The organism is Pseudoxanthomonas indica (assembly GCF_900167565.1).
In the GTDB taxonomy this organism is placed as follows: Bacteria; Pseudomonadota; Gammaproteobacteria; order Xanthomonadales; family Xanthomonadaceae; genus Pseudoxanthomonas_A; species Pseudoxanthomonas_A indica.
In genome coordinates this window covers 1,816,009-1,834,613 of sequence record NZ_FUZV01000001.1, presented here as the reverse complement: position 1 = coordinate 1,834,613, position 18,605 = coordinate 1,816,009, and the positions used below count along the sequence as shown (strand labels likewise).

Annotated in this window: 15 protein-coding genes; 9 read left to right on the top strand and 6 right to left on the bottom strand. The window is 66.6% G+C overall.

Annotated features, from left to right (window positions below):
- Positions 1-7: 7 nt before the first annotated feature.
- On the bottom strand, positions 8-1,822 hold the full coding sequence (locus B5X78_RS08510) for a monovalent cation:proton antiporter-2 (CPA2) family protein (protein WP_079723976.1): 1,815 nt from the start codon (positions 1,820-1,822) through the stop codon (positions 8-10).
- Positions 1,823-1,981: 159 nt separating this feature from the next.
- On the opposite strand from B5X78_RS08510, the gene B5X78_RS08505 reads away from it, so the two are divergent.
- On the top strand, positions 1,982-2,869 hold the full coding sequence (locus tag B5X78_RS08505; RefSeq protein ID WP_139381466.1) for a protein tonB: 888 nt from the start codon (positions 1,982-1,984) through the stop codon (positions 2,867-2,869).
- A gap of 19 nt (positions 2,870-2,888) precedes the next feature.
- Here the strand turns inward: B5X78_RS08505 and B5X78_RS08500 are convergent, their stop codons facing one another.
- Positions 2,889-3,767: a DUF2306 domain-containing protein gene (locus B5X78_RS08500; RefSeq protein WP_079723974.1), complete on the bottom strand. Its 879-nt coding sequence runs from the start codon at positions 3,765-3,767 to the stop codon at positions 2,889-2,891.
- Positions 3,768-3,931: 164 nt separating this feature from the next.
- Here B5X78_RS08500 and B5X78_RS08495 point away from each other — a divergent pair, with 164 nt between their 5' ends.
- On the top strand, positions 3,932-5,992 hold the full coding sequence (locus B5X78_RS08495) for a winged helix-turn-helix domain-containing protein (RefSeq protein ID WP_079723973.1): 2,061 nt from the start codon (positions 3,932-3,934) through the stop codon (positions 5,990-5,992).
- A gap of 85 nt (positions 5,993-6,077) precedes the next feature.
- Here the strand turns inward: B5X78_RS08495 and rho are convergent, their stop codons facing one another.
- Positions 6,078-7,829 carry a transcription termination factor Rho gene (rho, locus tag B5X78_RS08490; protein WP_425478699.1) on the bottom strand — a complete coding sequence of 584 codons (1,752 nt, stop codon included), beginning with the start codon at positions 7,827-7,829 and terminating at the stop codon, positions 6,078-6,080.
- Between the two features lie 174 nt (positions 7,830-8,003).
- Positions 8,004-8,345 (bottom strand): thioredoxin TrxA, encoded by a 342-nt coding sequence (gene trxA / locus B5X78_RS08485; protein WP_079723971.1) that lies wholly within the window; start codon positions 8,343-8,345, stop codon positions 8,004-8,006.
- A gap of 223 nt (positions 8,346-8,568) precedes the next feature.
- Between trxA and rhlB the strand changes: the two genes are divergently transcribed.
- From rhlB to ung, 5 genes are read left to right on the top strand one after another with little or no spacing between them, the layout of a single operon-like run.
- Positions 8,569-10,278 carry an ATP-dependent RNA helicase RhlB gene (gene rhlB, locus B5X78_RS08480; protein ID WP_079723970.1) on the top strand — a complete coding sequence of 570 codons (1,710 nt, stop codon included), beginning with the start codon at positions 8,569-8,571 and terminating at the stop codon, positions 10,276-10,278.
- A gap of 57 nt (positions 10,279-10,335) precedes the next feature.
- A complete protein-coding gene (gene ftsE / locus B5X78_RS08475; protein WP_079723969.1) occupies positions 10,336-11,022 on the top strand; it encodes a cell division ATP-binding protein FtsE in 687 nt (228 codons plus the stop codon).
- Positions 11,019-11,960: a permease-like cell division protein FtsX gene (gene ftsX / locus B5X78_RS08470; RefSeq protein WP_079723968.1), complete on the top strand. Its 942-nt coding sequence runs from the start codon at positions 11,019-11,021 to the stop codon at positions 11,958-11,960. Before ftsE ends, ftsX begins: the two co-directional genes overlap by 4 nt.
- A gap of 20 nt (positions 11,961-11,980) precedes the next feature.
- Positions 11,981-12,814, top strand: a complete 834-nt coding sequence (locus tag B5X78_RS08465) for a response regulator (protein ID WP_079723967.1) — start codon at positions 11,981-11,983, stop codon at positions 12,812-12,814.
- Between the two features lie 34 nt (positions 12,815-12,848).
- Positions 12,849-13,574, top strand: coding sequence for a uracil-DNA glycosylase (gene ung, locus B5X78_RS08460; protein WP_079723966.1), 726 nt, complete (start codon positions 12,849-12,851; stop codon positions 13,572-13,574).
- Between the two features lie 10 nt (positions 13,575-13,584).
- Here ung and B5X78_RS08455 read toward each other — a convergent pair whose 3' ends face one another.
- Positions 13,585-14,148, bottom strand: coding sequence for a DUF2059 domain-containing protein (locus B5X78_RS08455; protein WP_079723965.1), 564 nt, complete (start codon positions 14,146-14,148; stop codon positions 13,585-13,587).
- Positions 14,149-14,297: 149 nt separating this feature from the next.
- Here B5X78_RS08455 and arfB point away from each other — a divergent pair, with 149 nt between their 5' ends.
- Together arfB and B5X78_RS08445 are read left to right on the top strand one after the other, a co-directional pair.
- Complete coding sequence (gene arfB, locus B5X78_RS08450; RefSeq protein ID WP_079723964.1) at positions 14,298-14,732, top strand: alternative ribosome rescue aminoacyl-tRNA hydrolase ArfB; 435 nt, start codon at positions 14,298-14,300, stop codon at positions 14,730-14,732.
- A 46-nt stretch (positions 14,733-14,778) separates the two neighbouring features.
- Complete coding sequence (locus B5X78_RS08445) at positions 14,779-15,339, top strand: lysophospholipid acyltransferase family protein (RefSeq protein WP_139381518.1); 561 nt, start codon at positions 14,779-14,781, stop codon at positions 15,337-15,339.
- A 90-nt stretch (positions 15,340-15,429) separates the two neighbouring features.
- Here B5X78_RS08445 and B5X78_RS08440 read toward each other — a convergent pair whose 3' ends face one another.
- Positions 15,430-18,492 carry a TonB-dependent receptor gene (locus B5X78_RS08440; RefSeq protein WP_244898551.1) on the bottom strand — a complete coding sequence of 1,021 codons (3,063 nt, stop codon included), beginning with the start codon at positions 18,490-18,492 and terminating at the stop codon, positions 15,430-15,432.
- Between the last annotated feature and the right edge of the window lie 113 nt (positions 18,493-18,605).

Below are 18,605 nucleotides of genomic sequence, written 5' to 3'. Positions count from 1 at the left end.
CGGCCACTCACACAGTAGGTGCGGGAGGTGGTTCCGGCAGCGGCTCCGCTGCCTCGCTGACATCGGCCTCGAACAGCTTCTCCAGATCGCCGACTGCATCGCGCGCCGTCTTGATCACCGCCGCGTCATCGTCGTAAACCAGATACTGCGCGCGCAGCAGCTTTTCATCGTGTTCGCGGAAACGTTGCGTCTGCTGCCTGGCCGCATCGGGCGAGCGACCCAGGGCCACCAGCGTCTCCTCCGCCATCTCCAGGCTGCTGCCAAGCGTCTCGCGGAACGCCTCGGCGCTCAGATCCATCAAGCGCCAGGCATGCTGGCGATTGCGTGCGCGCGCCAGCACCTTGGCCTTCGGATACATGCGCCGGATCAGCCGCACCGCCTTGATGTTGGTGTCCGGGTCATCCATCGCCACCACGAACACCCGCACATGCTGGGCGCCGGCCGAGCGCAGCAGATCCGGGCGGGTGGGATCACCGTAGTAAATGCGCGCACTGCCAAAGCGGCGCAGCGTATCCACGGTCTCGGGGCTGTGTTCCAGCGCCACGAAGGGAATGCGCTGCGACGTCAGCAGGCGCGCGACGATCTGGCCAAAGCGGCCCATGCCCGCAATCAGTACCTGCGGCTGCAGTTCCGGAATGTCGTCGAAGACGCGCGGGTCATGCGGTGTCGGCTGGATGTTCGACAGCAGCCTGCTCAGGCCCATCATGATGAGGGGCGTCAACGCCATCGACACGCCGACCATCGCCACCAGGCGATCACGCATCTGCGGATCGAGCAGGTTGACCCGCGCCGCTTCGCTGAACACCACGAAGGCGAACTCGCCGCCCAGCCACAGCGAGCCCCCCAGCAGCAGCGCGCCGCGCACACCGATGCGGCCAGGCCACAGGCCCAGCAGGAACAGCACGCCAAACTTGATCACCAGCAGCGCCAACACGCCCAGGCTGATGATCTCCGGCTCGGCCACCACCCGATCCAGATCGATGGCCATGCCGACCGCGATGAAGAACAGGCCCAGCAACAAGCCCTTGAAGGGCTCGATCTGCGATTCAAGTTCGTGGCGGAATTCCGAATCCGAGAGCAGCACGCCGGCCAGGAACGCGCCCAGGCCCGCGCTCAAGCCGGCCAACTGCATGAACCAGGCGGTGCCCAGCACCACCAGCAAGGCGCTGGCGGTGAAGACTTCCGGCATGCGCGTACGCGCCACCACCCGGAACAGGTGCCGCAGGATCAAGCGACCGCCGAGAATGACGATCGCCATCGCGCCGACGGCCTGGAACACCATCGTCCAGGTCAGCGTCTCGTTCTTGGCGCCACCCAGCAGCGGGATCGCGGCCAGCAGCGGAATGGCGACCAGATCCTGGAACAGCAGGATCGCAAAGCCCAGCCGGCCATGCTCGCTGGTCAGCTCCTTGCGCTCGGACAACAGCTGCAGGCTGACGGCAGTTGACGACAACGCCAGGCCCAGGCCAATCACCAGCGCGGTCTTCCAATGATGTTCGGCCAGCAACGCCACACCGCCCAGCGCCGCGCCGGTCAGCAGCACCTGCAGGCCTCCGGCGCCGAACACCGGCTTGCGCATCACCCGCAGGCGCGAGGGCGACAACTCCAGGCCGATGACGAACAACATCATCACCACGCCGATCTCGGCCGCATCCAGGATGCGATCGGTATCGCGCACCATCGCCAGGCCATCCGGTCCCAGCACCACGCCGGTCACCAGATAGGCCAGTACCGCGCCGATGCCAAGGCGTTTGAACACTGGCACCGCGATGACCGCGGCCAGCAGGAAGACCAGCGTCAGGACCAGACCACTACCGTGCATTGATTCACCTCGGTGGTCATTATGCGGCTTGCCGTTGGCCGGCAAGTGACGGGTCACCCCAGACCATAGGCGTATCCGGCCGCGCTCGTGGTCACCGGCCAGTGGTAATCTGCGGCCGGTGCCGTGCCGCACCCTCGGCAAGGAGCAAGAGTGATGGTGATGTCATCGCAATCGCAGGTTCGTCGCATCCTGCCGTGGGTCTTGGGCATGGCGGTATTGCTCGCCAGCCTGGCCGCATGGGCCGGCAATGCCAGCAGCCAACGCAAGCTCGTGGAGATGAGCATGCTGGTCACCGGAGAACTGGTGATCGCCGCCGATGGCAGCGTCAGCGAACTGCAAGTGGATCAACGCGAGAAGCTGCCACCCGGCGTGCTGCAGCTGGTTGACCAGGCCAAGACCCAGTGGCGCTTCGAGCCGATCCTTGTCGACGGCGTGGCGCGCAATGTGCGCTCCCGGATGAGCCTGCGCGTGGCAGCGCATCGACTCGAAAGCGGTGACTACTCGATTGGCCTGCGCAGCGCCTACTTCGGCAAGGAAGCGCTCGCGGCGCAGGAGAAGATCGACTCCCAGGACACGACCACGGTTCGCGCGCGCAAGCTCACCCCGCCCGCGTTCCCGCAGAGTGCAGGCATGGTGGGTGGTCGCGGCATCGTCTATCTGGTGGTGCGGGTCGGCAGCGACGGCACGGTCACCGATACGGCGGTGGAACAGGTCAACCTGCAGGTGCTCGGCGACGATCGCACCATGAAGATGCTGCGCAAGGAATTCGGCAATTCCGCGCTGCGCACCAGCAAGTACTGGACCTTCGACGTGCCCACCACCGGCGAGATGGCCGATGACGGTGCGTGGGCGGTGCGCATTCCGGTGTCGTTCCAGTATCCCGGCTATGAACGACCAGGCTATGGCGAATGGGAAGCCTACGTGCCCGGCCCGCGCCAGAGCCCGCCGTGGGCGGAGAACGACGACGCGGCCGAAGCCATGATCGCCGGCGGCATCTACCCGGTCGGACAGGGCCTGCGCCTGCTGACACCCTTGCAGTCAATCTGAGCCGCACACGCAGCGGCGGTCAGCCAATCACCAGTGGCAGCAGGTGCTTGCCGTACTTGCCGCTGAGTGTGGCGGTGGTGGCGATGATCGCGTAGACGAAGATCAGGCAGGTCATCGCCAGACCCGCCAGCACCGGCCAGCGCCAGCGGCCCGGCAGCGCAAGGCGCCTGTGCAGGTTACGGATGAAGAATTCCGCCACCAGCAAGTTGGGCACGAAGAACAGGTACAGCAGGGCATAGTCGAACAAGCCGCTGGCCGTGTCCTTGCCTACGCCCAGCCCACCGGTGAGATCGTTCCAGGCGCGGAATTCGATATCGAACAGCCACGAGCCCAGCACCATCGCAAACAGCCGGATGGCCCAGGCGCGATGGCGATCAAAGCGCCTGGCGCGCGCATGCAGCCAGGCCATGGCGGCGCACGACATCATCACCCACCCCCATGCGCCAAAAGCGATCGATGAGGCCTGGTTGTAAGCGCCGTGGGTCAGGATGAAAGACAGGCCGCCAATCCCCGCCAGCAACGCAGCGCTCACGTAGAGGCGCCCGGTCCAGCGATGCACGGTGCGATGGCGCGCGCGGATGCGTGACGACAACAGAATCGGCCAGGCCAGCACCAGGATGGCGCCCATCACAAAGTGCATGCCGATGCCGAGGTTGGCGATCCAGTCCCTGGCCGTCGTCAGGGGCAGGCCCGCAATCAGCGCGCGCCACTGGCCGAAATTCCTGACGGTGGCGCCGCTGGCGCGCAGGACGATATAGGTACCGAACAGCGTCAGCCCCACCAGCGCGGCGATGGCGAAGGCACGCGCGAGCCAGTGCAGCAGGCGATCTTCGAGCGCCACCGCCGGTGTCGTGATCGGGCCCAGGGTCAGTTCGCCGGGTGGCTTAACTTCGCTCATCTCACAGACTCCGCCATCGCATCAATGCTGGTGCCGGCAGTCTGGCGTTTGCACCGGCCAACGTCTTGAGGCGAATCGCAGGAACTGCTTGGGGAAGCTTGGGCCGGGGTGGCCGGGTGCGCACCTATACTTGCGCCGGCGGGGCGACCCCGCTGGAGAAACCTATGCCGCAGCCTGTTCCAAGCCGCCTGGCAATCGACGACGTGGTCATCGACTTTGCCGGTCGGCGCCTGTCACGCGCGGGCCGCGAGCAGGCGCTGGAACCCAAGGCTTTCGCCGTGCTGGCGCTGCTGGCGGCAACGCCGGGCCGCGCCTTCACCCGCGAGGAGATCCTGGACGAGGTCTGGGGCCATCGGCATGTCACCCAGGGCGTGTTGAACCGCATCATGAGCCTGCTCCGGCAGGCGCTGGGCGAAGACGCGCAACACCCGCGCCTGCTGCATACGGTGTACGGCGTCGGATACCGGTTCGACTTGCCGGCTTCGGCGCACGCCGGTGCAGATGTCACGCAGACGGAATCCGCGGCGCCGGCAGCAGTCCCCGTGCCGCCGCCTGGCCCAGCCGGGCCTGCCGCCCACTCAGCGCAACCGGATGCAAGCGCCAACAGACCGCGGCGTCGCCCGCGACTGGCGGCGGTGGCCATCGCGGTCGTGCTGGTGTCCAGCGGCAGCGCCTGGCTTTTGCGTGATCGCAGCGGTGTCTCCAAATCGGCATCGACTGACTCAGCGTCCGCAGTCGGTACGCGGCCGTCGCTGGCGGTGCTGCCCTTCGATGATCTATCGCAGACCCGCGACCAGGACTATCTGGCCGATGGCCTGGCCGAGGAAATCCTCAATCAGCTGGCGCAATCGCCGGCGTTGCGGGTAGTGGGGCGCGCGTCCAGCTTTTCGTTCGAGGACAAGCACGAAGACGTGCCCACGATTGGCCAGAAACTCGGCGTGGACTATCTGCTCGCCGGCAGCGTGCGCAAGGACGGCGACCAGCTGCGTGTAAGCGCGCAGCTGCTGCGCGCCGATGATGGCAGCCAGCTTTGGTCGCAGGTGTATGCACGTCGAGAGCGTGACGTCTTCGCGGTGCAGGAGAGCATCTCGCGCGAGGTGGCGCAGGCGCTGAGCGTCACCCTGGATGTGGCGAAGTTCAATCGCGAGCAAGGCGGTACCACCAATGTACAGGCCTACGAGCGCTACCTGCGCTGGCGCAACATCGCCATGCGCGGGCAGTTCGACTTCGACCAGGATCGCGAACGGCTGCAACTGGCGCGCGAAATGGTCGCCATCGATCCGCACTGCGTGCTGTGTGCGGACGCGCTGGCCGTTTCCTTGAACGCAATGGCGCAGGAGTTGGATGATACGCAGGGCGATCCCCTGCGCGACGAGGCACGTCAGGTACGCGCTGACATCGCCCGTACCGCGCCGGACAGCTGGGTGGCCCGGCGTGATCGTTCCAACGCGCTGTGGCGCGAAGGCAAGCGCGCCGAAGCGATCGCGCTGGCCAGGCAGATCATGGAATCGGGTCCGCTCGACAAGGAGCGGGTGTGGGACTACGCCTACATGATCTACGCGATGGGCCGGCTGGATGAGACCATCCAACTGGTCGAACAAGTGCGCGCCATCGAACCGATGGCGCTGTTCCTTTCCCGCGATCTCCAGTTCGACTACACCGCCGCGCGCCGGTTTCAGGACGCGGAAGCCGAGTATCAGCGTGGACGCGGACTGGATGGCAGCCAACAGGATCCGGACTATGTGGCCTTTATTCGCCAGCTGGCGGGCAAGCGCACGGCTCCGCCGCAGGCGCTGCGTGAGCTGTATCGTCGCCTGCGCGGCAAGGACAGCGAATTTGACACGCCCTTTTTCCACGACCTGGGCGCCGTGCTGGAGAACCGCACGGCCATGCTTGCGCTGGTGCGCAACGCGCTCGCTGACAAGGCGACCCGCGGTGGCCCCGATGCCTATGTCATGACCAATGTGGCCGATGCGCTGGGGGATGCCGACCTGGCGGTGGCGGCGCTGCGCCGGGAACTGGAAGCCCAGCCCGGATTCAAGCAAGGTGCGATGGCGCAGTTCCCGTACGTGGCCTTCTGGAACTCGCCGTACTCGGGTCTGCGCGCGCATCCGCAGTTCAAGCAGCTGCTGCTGCAGGCCGGCGTGGTGGATTACTGGCGGCAGAGCGGCCAATGGGGCGATGGCTGCAAGCCGCTGGGGGCGCAGGATTTCGAGTGCCGCTGAGCGTTCCTGTCCGGCGTTTCTCCGACGGCGAAAAAAAGAACGCCCCGCGTAGGCGGGGCGTCTTGTTTGCAGCGGTCCGGCCGACTCAGCGTTTCATCGAAGCAAAGAACTCGTCGTTGGACTTGGTGTTCTTCATCTTGTCCAGCAGGAACTCCATCGCCGCGATTTCGTCCATCGGATGCAGCAGCTTGCGCAGGATCCAGATCTTCTGCAGCAGTTCCGGTTCAATCAACAGATCTTCGCGGCGGGTGCCGGAGCGGTTGATGTCGATGGCCGGGTAGACGCGCTTCTCGGTGATGCGGCGGTTCAAGTGCACTTCGCTGTTGCCGGTGCCCTTGAACTCTTCGTAGATCACCTCGTCCATCTTGCTGCCGGTCTCCACCAGCGCGGTGGCGATGATGGTCAGCGAGCCGCCTTCTTCCACATTGCGTGCGGCGCCGAAGAAACGCTTCGGACGGTGCAGGGCGTTGGCGTCGACACCACCGGTCAGCACCTTGCCGGAGCTGGGCACCACGTTGTTGTAGGCGCGGGCCAGACGGGTGATCGAGTCGAGCATGATCACCACGTCCTTCTTGTGCTCGACCAGGCGCTTGGCGCGCTCGATCACCATTTCGGCGACCTGCACGTGGCGCGCGGCCGGCTCGTCGAAGGTCGAGGAGACCACTTCGCCGCGCACCGTGCGCTGCATTTCGGTCACTTCTTCCGGACGCTCGTCCACCAGCAGCACGATCAGGTGCACGTCCGGGTGGTTGGTGGTGATGGCGGTGGCGATCTGCTGCATCATGATCGTCTTGCCGGCCTTGGGCGGCGACACGATCAGCGCGCGCTGGCCCTTGCCCTGCGGCGCCATCAAATCGAGGATGCGGCCGGCGATGTCTTCGCTGGAACCATTGCCGCGCTCCAGGGTGAAGCGGCGACGCGGGAACAGCGGGGTCAGGTTCTCGAACAGCACCTTGTTCTTCGACGCTTCCAGCGGCTCGCCGTTGATCGTATCGACCACGGCCAGGGCGAAATAGCGTTCGCCGTCCTTCGGGAAGCGGATGCGGCCGGACAGGTGGTCGCCGGTACGCAGGTTGAAGCGGCGGATCTGGCTGGGGCTGATGTACACGTCATCCGGGCCGGCCAGATAGCTGGCCTCGGCCGCGCGCAGGAAGCCGAAGCCGTCGGGCAGGATTTCCAGCACGCCGTCGGCGGCCACGCCCTCGCCATGGCGGGTCAGCACCTTGAGCAGGGCGAAGATCACGTCCTGCTTGCGGGCGCGGGCCACGCCTTCCTGGATGTTGAGCTGCTCGGCCACGTCCAGCAGCTTGGCCGCCGGCATGCGCTTGAGGTCGCTCAGGGAATACTGCGGGAAGCCTTCCGGCACCTGCGGGTTCTGGCGCGGCACGAAGGTCTCGTTGCCGTTGCCGTCCTGCGGCATGCCGTCATTGCCATGGCGCTCGCGATTGCGGTCACGATCGCGGTCGCGGCGGTTGCGGAAGCGGTCGCGGCGATTGTTGTTGTTGTTGAAGCGATTGCCTTCGCCCTGCTGGCCCTGGCCACCGCCGCTACCACTGCCTTCGCCAGCATCACCACCGTCCTGGCCACCGTGCGGGGGCGGAGCGGCAGGGCGGGGTGGGGCCTGCACCGGGGCTTCAACCGCTGGTGCGGGAGCAGAGGCGACGGGCGGGGTGGGGGCGACCGGGGCCGGCGCGCTGGCGCTGGCGGGGGTCTGGTCGGCGGCGGCGGAAGCCTTGGTGACGCGGGGCTTGCGCACGCGCTTCTCGGCGGGGGCGCCGGTATCGTTGCTACTGTCGGACAAGTTGCGAATCCTCGCTAAGCTGGCGAGCGCCGGCATGATTGCGGCGGGTCATGGGAGTGTGCGGACCTACGGGTGGGCACTTCAGAAGGGTGCGGCACGCAACACGTGCCGGATGCCAGGGACACTAACACCGCGTCGTGGCCTCGGCAAGCGCCGGGGGGCCGCGACGGGATCCAACGGTTCAGCCGGCTCCCCCGCCGGCTGGCTGCCTCAGGCGGTCTGTGCGCCCAGGGTCTTGTCGATCATCTGGGTCAGCTGGCCCTTGCCCACCGCGCCGACCTGGGTGGCCTGCACCTGGCCGTTCTTGAACAGCAGCAGCAGCGGGATGTTGCGTACGTGGTACTTGATCGCGGTGGCGCGGTTCTCGTCCACATTGAGCTTGACCACCTTCAGGCGGCCATCATAGGTCTGCGCCAGCTCGTCCAGGACGGGGGCGATCATCTTGCACGGGCCACACCATTCGGCCCAGAAATCAACGAGCACGGGCTCGTCGGAATTCAGCACGGCGGCATCGAAATCCGCGTCGCCGACATGGGTTACTTTTTCGCTCACTGGGGTCTCCTGCGGGGTCCGCGGCGGGCCGCGGACGGATTCTGGCCGGGGACGGCCGTCGTATTGCGGTAAACTGGGTCGTTACGCGGCCAGTTTCAAGTGGCTTGAGTGCCCGCGAGTCCGGCATTGGGGGCGCAGTGTGCGACGCCACCGACGACGATGCAAGCTCGTTCGGTCCCCCATCAATGACGCCCTTGGAACACAGCGGCGCAAAGAAGAAAGCATGAGCGACAAACCTTTAACAGACATTACTTTCAGTTCCTTCGACCTGCATCCGCAGCTGCTGGCGGGCCTTGAATCCGCAGGCTTTTCCCGCTGCACGCCCATCCAGGCGCTGACCCTGCCGGTCGCGCTCGCCGGCCGCGACGTAGCCGGCCAGGCCCAGACCGGCACCGGCAAGACGCTGGCCTTCCTGGTGGCGGTGATGAACCGCCTGCTGTCGCGTCCGGCACTGGCCGAGCGCAAGCCGGAAGATCCGCGCGCGCTGATCCTGGCGCCGACCCGCGAACTGGCCATCCAGATCCACAAGGACGCGGTGAAGTTCGGCGCCGACCTGGGCCTGCGCTTCGCCCTGGTCTACGGCGGCGTCGACTACGACAAGCAGCGCGAGCTGCTGCAGCAGGGCGTGGACGTGATCATCGCCACCCCCGGCCGGCTGATCGACTACGTCAAGCAGCACAAGGTCGTTTCCCTGCACGCCTGCGAGATCTGCGTGCTGGACGAAGCCGACCGCATGTTCGACCTGGGCTTCATCAAGGACATCCGCTTCCTGCTGCGGCGCATGCCGATCCGCACCGAGCGCCAGACCCTGCTGTTCAGCGCCACCCTCAGCCATCGCGTGCTGGAGCTGGCCTACGAGCACATGAACGAGCCGGAAAAGCTGGTGGTGGAGACCGAGTCGATCACCGCCGCACGCGTTCGCCAGCGCATCTATTTCCCCTCGGATGAGGAAAAGATCCCGCTGCTGATCGGCCTGCTGTCGCGCAGTGAAGGCGCGCGCACGATGATCTTCGTCAACACCAAGGCTTTCGTCGAGCGGGTGGCGCGCGCGCTGGAGCGTGCCGGCTACCGCGTCGGCGTGCTCTCCGGCGATGTGCCGCAGAAGAAGCGCGAGACCCTGCTCAACCGCTTCCAGAAAGGCCAACTGGAAATCCTGGTGGCCACCGACGTGGCCGCGCGCGGCCTGCATATCGACGGCGTCTCGCACGTCTACAACTACGACCTGCCGTTCGATGCCGAAGACTACGTGCATCGCATCGGCCGTACCGCCCGCCTGGGCGCCGAGGGCGATGCGATCAGCTTCGCCTGCGAGCGTTATGCGATGAGCCTGCCGGACATCGAGGCCTACATCGATCAGAAGATCCCGGTGGAGTCGGTCAGCGCCGAACTGCTGACCGCGCTGCCGCGTCCCGAACGCGCGCCGGTGGCAGCGGGCGAGGGCGATGGCGAAGAGAACGAAAGCGTCGGCGCGATCTTCCGCGAGGCCCGCGAACAGCGTGCCGCGGACGAGCAGCGCCGTGGTGGTGGCCGCAGCGGCTCGGGTAGTGGCGACGGCCGTCGCCGCAGCGGCGGCGCTGGCGGCAGTGGTCCGGGTGGCCGCGGTCGCGGCGAGCGTCGCGAAGGCTCGCGTGCTGGCGGCGCCAGCGACAAGCCGCGCGCACCGCGTCCGCCGCGCAATCCCGACGATCCGGCAGCGGCCAGGCCGCCACGCACGGCGGCCGCATCGCCTGCCGCGATACCGACGGATCTGCCCGAGGGTGATCGCGCGCCGCGCAAGCGTCGTCGTCGTCGCCATGGCCGGCCGATCGAAAACGCCGATGCCGCGGTGTCGGCCAAGCCGGTCGCCAACGCGCCGGTCGCTGCGAGCAAGCCGGAAGCCGGTTCGTTCCTCACCCGCCTGGGTCGCAAGATCAAGTCGCTGGTTGGCGGCTGACCGCGGCGCGGTAAACGGAGCCTCGGCGCAACGCCCGGGCTCCGGCATAATCGCCGGATGAGCGTCCTGCGATTCGAAAACGTCAGCAAGCAATACCCGGGCGGCCACGCAGCCCTGGCCGAGGTCAGCTTTGATGTGGCCGAGGGCGAGATGCTCTTCGTGACCGGTCATTCCGGCGCCGGCAAGAGCACCCTGCTCAAGTTGATCCACCTGAGCGAACGCCCCACCCGCGGCGCCGTGCTGTTTGCCGGCCGCAACCTGCTCAAGGTGCGCGGCTCACGCGTGCCCCTGCATCGGCGCGAAGTCGGCGCGGTCCACCAGGACCATCGCCTGCTCACCGATCGCAGCGTGTTCGAGAACGTGTCCCTGCCGCTGATCCTGCGCGGCGAACGTCGCGGCGACATCGCCAAGCGGGTGCGCGAAGTGCTGGCGCGATTGGGCCTGGGCCATCGCGAGCGCGCGCTGCCGACCGAGCTGTCGGCCGGCGAACAACAACGCGTGGGCATCGCCCGCGCCATCGTCGCCGAACCCAAGCTGCTGGTCGCCGACGAACCCACCGGCAACCTCGATCCCACCCTGGCCGCGGAAATCATGGCGCTGTTCGCCTCCATGCCCGAACGCGGCACCAGCGTGCTGGTGGTGAGCCACGACCTGGCCCTGATCCGGCGCATGCGCAAGCGCGTGCTGATCCTGGACCACGGCAAGCTGGTCGACGACATCTCGCCGGCGGACCTGGCCGAATGAACGAGACCAACAGTTACGCGCGCCAGCGCTCGGGTTTCGGCATCTGGCTGGACCAGCATCTCTACAGTTTCGTTTCCAGCCTGGGCCGGCTGGTGCGCAAGCCGTGGGCGACGCTGCTGACCATCGGCGTGATGGCAGTGGCCTTCGTGTTGCCGCTGGGCCTGTGGCTGGCGCTGGCCAATGTCGAGCACTTCGCCGGCAACGTCAGCGACTCGCGCGAAATCGATCTTTTCCTCAAGCCTGACATCGACGTGGCCCGCGCGCAGGTATTGGTCGAACAACTGCGCGACCGCGCCGACGTGGCCAAAGTCCAGTTGCGCACCCCCGAACAGGGCCTGGCCGAATTCCGCGAACGCAGTGGCCTGGGCGCCAGCCTGGATGCGCTCGAGGGCAACCCGCTCCCCAGCCTGCTGCAGATCAGTCCGCGCGGCGACGAGGCCGGGCTGGTGGCGGCGCTGGAACATCTGCCGGAAGCCGACCTGGTCCAGCATGACGCCGTGTGGCGTGATCGCCTGCGCGGCTGGCTGGGTTTCGGCGAACGCCTGACCTGGGTGCTGGCCGCGCTGTTCGGCCTGGGCGCCTTGCTGGTGGTCGGCAACACGGTCCGCCTGGATATCCAGGCCCGGCGCGAGGAAATCGGCGTGCTGCAATTGCTGGGCGCCAGCGATGGCTTCATCCGCCGCCCCTTCATCTACTTGGGCGCCTGGTATGGCCTGGTCGCCGGTGCGCTGGCCATCGCCCTGCTGGCCGCCGCCGCCGCCGCCCTGGCGCCGCCGCTTGCGCAGCTGGCGCAGAGCTACGGCAGCCCGTTCGCCCTGGCCGGACTGGCCCCACTGCAAGCCGGCGCGGTGCTGGTGGGGGCCATGATCATCGGTTGGGTGGGCGCATGGCTGGTGACCGGCCATTTCTTGCGTCAGACTCGACCGACCCAAACCTGACACCCACCCGGCCCTCCCGCATGTCCCAAGCGCTCCGGCACCTCATCAGCGACGCCCCCCGGGTGATGGTCGTCGACGGTTCCAAGCTGGTACGCAAACTGATCGCCGATGTACTGCAACGCGATCTGCCGGGGGTGGAAGTGATTGGCTGCGCCAGCATCGCCGATGCGAAGAAGGCGCTGGCTTCCGGCGCCGTGCATCTGGTCACCACCGCGCTGGCGCTGCCCGATGGCGACGGCATGGAAATCGCGCGCAGCGTGCGCGAGGCCTCGGGCCAGGCCTACGTGCCGGTGATCGTGGTCTCCGGCGATGCGCAGCAACACCTGGAAGAGCGCCGCTTCACCGAATTCGTCACCGACTACTTCGACAAGTCGCTGGGCCATGAGGCGCTGGCGGCGTTCATCCGTGGCTATGTGCAGCCCGAACCGATCAGCGGCGCCACCGTGCTGTACATCGAAGACAGCCGGGTGGTGGCCGAAACCACCAAGCGCATGCTGGAACGGCAGTCGCTGAAGATCGTGCACGTGCTGAAGGCCGAGGACGCCTTTGCCCTGCTCACCGCCGAATCACTGGGCCTGTCCACGCATCACTTCGATCTGGTGCTGACCGACGTCACCCTGAAGGGCGAGTTGAGCGGCCGCGACGTGGTGCAGCGCATCCGCATCGACTTTGCCTACGGCAAACGCCGCCTGCCGATCCTGGTGATGACCGGCGACAGCAACCGCGACAACCAGGCGGTACTGCTGCAGGCCGGCGCCAATGATCTGGTGCTCAAGCCGATCGAGGAACGCCTGCTGGTGACCAAGGTGTTGTTCCAGCTGCGCCTGGCGCGGATGGAAGAGCGCGAGCGTTGAGCACACCCGCGATGCGCTTTGCTACGGTGCGGCGATGACCGAAAACGACCGCATCAAACTCGAACCCTCGTGGAAGCAGCACGTCGGTGACTGGTTCGCCCAGCCCGAGATGCAATCGCTGTCGACCTTCCTGCGCGAGCGCAAGGCGGCCGGCGCGCGCATCTATCCACCCGGTCCGCAGATTTTTTCCGCCTTCCAGGCCACGCCCTTCGAGGCGGTGAAAGTGGTGATGCTGGGCCAGGATCCGTATCACGGTCCGGGCCAGGCGCATGGGCTGTGTTTCTCGGTGCGGCCGGGCGTACCGGTGCCGCCCTCGCTGCTCAACATCTACAAGGAAATCCAGGCCGACCTGGGCATCGCGCCGCCCGACCATGGTTGCCTGCTGCCGTGGGCGCACCAGGGCGTGCTGCTGCTCAACGCCGTGCTGACGGTGGAAGACGGCCGTGCTGGCGCCCATCAGCGCAAGGGCTGGGAAGGCTTTACCGACCACGTGATCCAGACCCTGTCGCGCGAGCGCGAAGGGCTGGTGTTCCTGCTCTGGGGCGCTTATGCCCAGGCCAAGGGCAAGGTCATCGATACGCGCCGCCACCGCGTGCTGCGTGCGCCGCATCCGTCACCGTTGTCGGCGCATCGCGGCTTCCTGGGCTGCGGGCATTTCTCCGCCGCCAACCGCTACCTGCAGGAGCGCGGCAAGGCCGGCATCGACTGGCGGCTGCCGTCGCGGGCGGCACTGCCCGCTGATCCGCTGCTGGACGCCTGAGTCGCCTGACTCAGCGCTTCTTCTTCTTCTTGGTGGGGGTGACCGGCGGCGCCGGCACCGGCTCGGGGGTGACGTTCTTCATCTCCGCCTGCAGCTGCTCCATCACCGGCGCCATCTTGACCTGGATGGCGCCCATCAGGTTCTGCATCAGCGCGGGGGTCTTGTCGAGCAGGCTGCGCCCGGCCGAACTTTCGTAGAACTTGGTAATCGCGCGCACGTCTTCGCGAGTGAAGGTCTTCTTGTACACGTCGATGTAGAGCGGCCGCATTTCCTGCCAGGACAGGGCCTTGCGCATGATCTCGTTGGTCCGCGCCAGCAGCCGGTCGGCCTCGGCGCGTTGCTCGGGGGTCAGTTCCTTGCCGGCCATCATCTGGTCGAACTGCTGGCGCTGCATGGTTTCCATCTGCGGGACGATCGCGTTGAGCACGCTCTCCGCCCGCGACGCCTGCAACAGCTTGTCGATGTCCGCATCGGTGGGCTCGGCCGCCAGCGTCGTGCCCGCAAGCACAAGGCAGCAGCACGCCAGCAGCGCCGAGGACAATAACAGGCGCATGCGGTTCGAAAGCTTGGTCATGGGTGCAACTCGGCGGCAGCGGGTCTGCATGGTGCCGACGCGCCAGTAAACATCACGTTAAGCGACATTGGCCATTACAGGGCGCAATCACGCGTCTGTTCGCTGCATCACGATGGGCGGATCCGGGCCGCGTCCACTACAATCCGCGCATGGGGAGCGGACCACTGACCATCACCGAGACACTGGCAATACCGGACGACGAACTGGTGGAACGCTTCGTGCGCGCCAGTGGCGCCGGCGGCCAGAACGTCAACAAGGTCGCCACAGCAGTGGAACTGCGATTCGACATCGCCCACTCGCCCTCGTTGCCGGATGCGCTGCGCGAGCGCCTGCTGGCGCGCGCCGATCGCCGGCTCACCGATGAAGGCGTGATGGTGATCGATGCGCAGCGCTTCCGCACCCAGGATCGCAACCGCCAGGATGCGCGCGAGCGTCTGGCCGCCTTCATTGCCGACGCCCTGCATGTGCCGCGGCCGCGCATCGCCACCCGGCCTTCGCGCGCGGCCAAGGCGCGCCGGCTGGATGCCAAGCGGGGACGCGGTGACATCAAGCGCTCGCGCGCCAAGAAGACCGATTGGGAGTAATCGATTGAGCGACGCCTCGTCCACCGTCCCCGCCATCCCGCCCAACATGCCGCAGGTACCGCCCAACCGGTTCACCCGCTGGCTGGGCCGCACCTTCCTGCGCACGTTTGGCTGGCGCATCGTCGGCACCCTGCCGGACGTGCCCAAGCTGGTGATGATCGTGGCCCCGCATTCGTCCAACTGGGACGGCATCTGGGGCATGGCCGCCAAGATTGCGATGGGCTTCGAGGTGCGCGTGCTCGGCAAGGCGCAGTTGTTCTGGTGGCCGCTGGGCCCGTTGCTGCGCAAGCTGGGCGTGATTCCGGTCGACCGCGCCCGCGCGCATGGCACGGTGGAGCAGGCGGTGTCGATGATCCGCGCCGCCGATCGCATGTGGTACGCGCTCACCCCGGAAGGCACGCGCAAGAAAGTGACCAAGTGGAAGAGCGGCTTCTGGAAAATCGCCCACGAGGCGAACGTGCCGATCCTGATGGCCTACTTCCACTACCCGGAAAAGATCGTCGGCATCGGCGATCTGTTCTACACCACCGGCGATGCCGAAGCCGATATCGCCGCCATCCGCGAGTGGTACCGGCCGTGGCAGGGGAAGAATCGCGGCACGGTGTGAGCGGCGCGCGCGCATCGCGGCAGGCTGTTCGCCGGGCATGAAAAAGCCCGCCATGACGGCGGGTTTTTTCGTTCTGCCGGCAGGCCGTGCTTACAGGGCCTGGCCGCCGATCTTCCAGGTGACCTGCAGGAAGAAGCTGCGGCCCATCGAATCGAACCACGAGGTGTCGTAGTACGGGTAGTTGGACCAGGTGGCATCGCGCGGCGGCATCTTGTCGAACAGGTTGTTGATCGACAGCGACAAGCGCAGGTGGTCGGTCACGTCGTAACGCGCGCCGCCGTTGAAACGCCAGGTGGCATCGGTCCAGGCATCGTTGTCGTAGTTGGCGACGCGGCCCAGGTAGGTGCCGAACAGGCTCGCACCGAAGGCGCCCTTGTCCCAGCTCACGCCCAGGTTGCCCTTGGTGCGCGGCAACGTGGTGGCGCTGAAGCTGACGTCCAGCATGTCTTCGGTCGGATCGCCCGGATACAGCTGGCGGGTGTGCTCGTGGGTCCAGTTGTAGCTGGCGCGGAAGTTGAAGTCGCCGGCGTTGGCCGTGGCCAGACGGTAGTTGGCGGTGGCATCGATGCCCGAGGTTTCCTCGTTGGCGATGTTGATCGGACCAAAGTGCACGCTGGTGATCTCGCCGTCCGCATCGCGGATGACGCGGGCGATCGCGTCCACGCAGGTCGGCGAATTGATGTCCACCGGCGCGCCGCTGTCGGTCACGCCCAGGCGGCAATCGCCTTCGGTCTGGCGCAGCAGTTCGCGATCCTGCGTCTGCACCTGGTTCTTCACCTGGATCTTGTAGTAATCCAGCGCCAGGTCGAAGTTGGCCACCGGTGACCAGACGAAGCCGGCGGTGAACGACTTGCTGGTCTCGACATCCAGATCCAGATTGCCGCTGTATTCATCAAAGGTGCTGACGTCCCATTCGCCATCGTCGTAGCACTCGCCGTTGGTGAAGTCCGGCTCGTCGGTGCGGCAGGCGTAGTAGTCGGTGGCAAAGCGCGTGCGGTAGTAGTCCGGACCGGCAAACAGATAGTGCATGTCCGGTGCGCGGAAACCGGTGCCGTAGGAGCCGCGCACCAGCAGGGTGTCGACCGGGCGCCATTCCAGGCCGGCGCTGTAGGTGAACTTGCTCGGGCTCTTGCCGGCATAGCTGTAGCGGTCATAGCGGCCGGCCAGGCTGGCTTCCAGGGTGGACAGCAGCGGCAGGCGCAGTTCGCCTGCCGCGCTCCAGCGATCGCGGCTGCCACCGCCGTCGCCGTAGCGCGGGCCGTAGTAGGCGTCTTCGGTCAGTGCATACGGGTCCGGGTTGATCTGGTACGACTGCTCGCCGTATTCGAGCGCGCCGGCAAAGCCGACATCGCCGGCCGGCAGGGTGAACAGGCTGGAGGTATCGATGGTGAAGCTGAGGTTGTCGTTCTTGGCTTCCGGGCGGAAGGTGGACATCGCCGCGATGGTATTGAACTGCTGCTGCGTGATCGGCTGGTACAGGCGCTGCGGATCGGCGTTGTAGATGGCATAGCCGTCTTCGTCGTAGCCGAGGCGTTCGCCCAGGAACAATTCGTTCGCCGCCGCCGCCCAGATCCGCGGCATGCCCACATCGGCCTTGTACTGCGAGTGGTTGTAGGCCGCTTCCCAGTTCCATTCCTGCGCGATCAGGCCTTGCAGGCCGGTGGTCACCGCCAGGGTCTTCTGGGTGGTCTCGTTCATGCGGTTGCGCAGGCCGCCGATTTCCTCGGGGGTGAACTGGCGCGACCAGATTTCGTAACGGTCGGTGGCCTGGTTGAAGAACACCTTGTTGCGGTAGTTGTTGGTCGAGGCCGGATCGTGGAACTCCCAGCCCATGTGATCGCTGGTCACGTTGTTGCCGTTGGTGCCGGTCAGCAGCTTCACTTCCTGGCGACCCATCTGCAGATCGGCAAACCAGGACAGGGCATCGGAGAAGCGGTACTCGAACGAGCCATAGGCATTGACGCCCTTGCGCTCGTTCTGGATGGTCCGGTACGCGATGGCGCGATCACTGCCGCAGTACGGCTGTCCGTCAGCGTCTTCGGCCAGCACAGTGGTGCCCTGGTTCAAACCCGCCATGGCGGCGCAGCCGTCGTCCGGCAACACACCTTCGTCGTTGTCCCAGTCGTAGGCCTGGGCAATCAGGCGCGGCAGGCGGCGTTCTTCGGTGGGCGCATCCAAGGTGGAATCCTGGATGCCGCGATCCGTGCCCCACAGCGGCTTCTTGTTGAGAAACTCCACGCCGACGATGCCGCTGAAGTTGCCGGTCTCGAAGCCGCTGGTCAGGGTCAGGTACTGCGACGAACCACCGCCGCGGCTGGTATCGCCAAAGCGGTAGTCGATGGTGGTGCCGTCGGTGGACTTCTTCAGGATGAAGTTGATGACGCCGGCCATCGCGTCCGAGCCGTACACGGCCGAGGCGCTGCCGGTCAGCACTTCGATGCGATCGATCATGCCCAGCGGGATGTTGCCGATGTCGGTGAAGTTGCTGCGGCCATTGAGCGGCAGCGGAAAGTCGGCGATGCGGCGACCATTGATCAGCACCAGGGTGTGGTTGGGACCCAGACCACGCAGATCCACTGCCTGCGCACCCGGGGTGGACTGGGCGCTGGTGGTGTTCTGCTGGCCCTGCACGCTGCCGCTGTTCTGGCTGAGCGAGCGCAGGACGTCGGGCACGGAGGTCAGACCGGCCGCTTGAATCTGTTCGGCGGTGACCACGGTGATCGGCGCCGGGCCTTCAATCTGCGCACGCGGAATGCGCGAGCCGGTGACCTGGATGCTCTCGAGCTGGGTGACCGGATCCGGGATGGCGGCGGACTGGCCACTGGGCGGCGGGGTGGCCGGGCGCGGCGGCGGCGCGGCGGCGGGCGTGGCCGCCTGCGCCACGATCAGCACGGCGCCGGAGCTGTCGCGCTTGGCGACGAAGCCGCTGCCTTGCAGCAATCGATCCAGGGCCTGGTCGGAGGTGAGCGTGCCCTGCGCGCCCCGGGTCTTGAGGCCCTTGAGCTGGTCGGGGCGATACACGAACTGTGCACCGGATTGACGCGCCAGCACGTCCAGGGCGGCGGACAGATCGCCGGCGGGAATGTTGACCGCTGCCGGGGTGGTGGTTTGCGCCTGGGCGGCGAGGGCCGCTGAACAGGCTAGCGACAACATCAGGACACGCAACGACGACCGCATGAGTTCTCTCTCCCCATGGACGCTCGGGACGGCGTCCTGGCTAACAGGACGAATGAGCCGGACAAATCCCCCCAGCCCTCGTAGCGAAG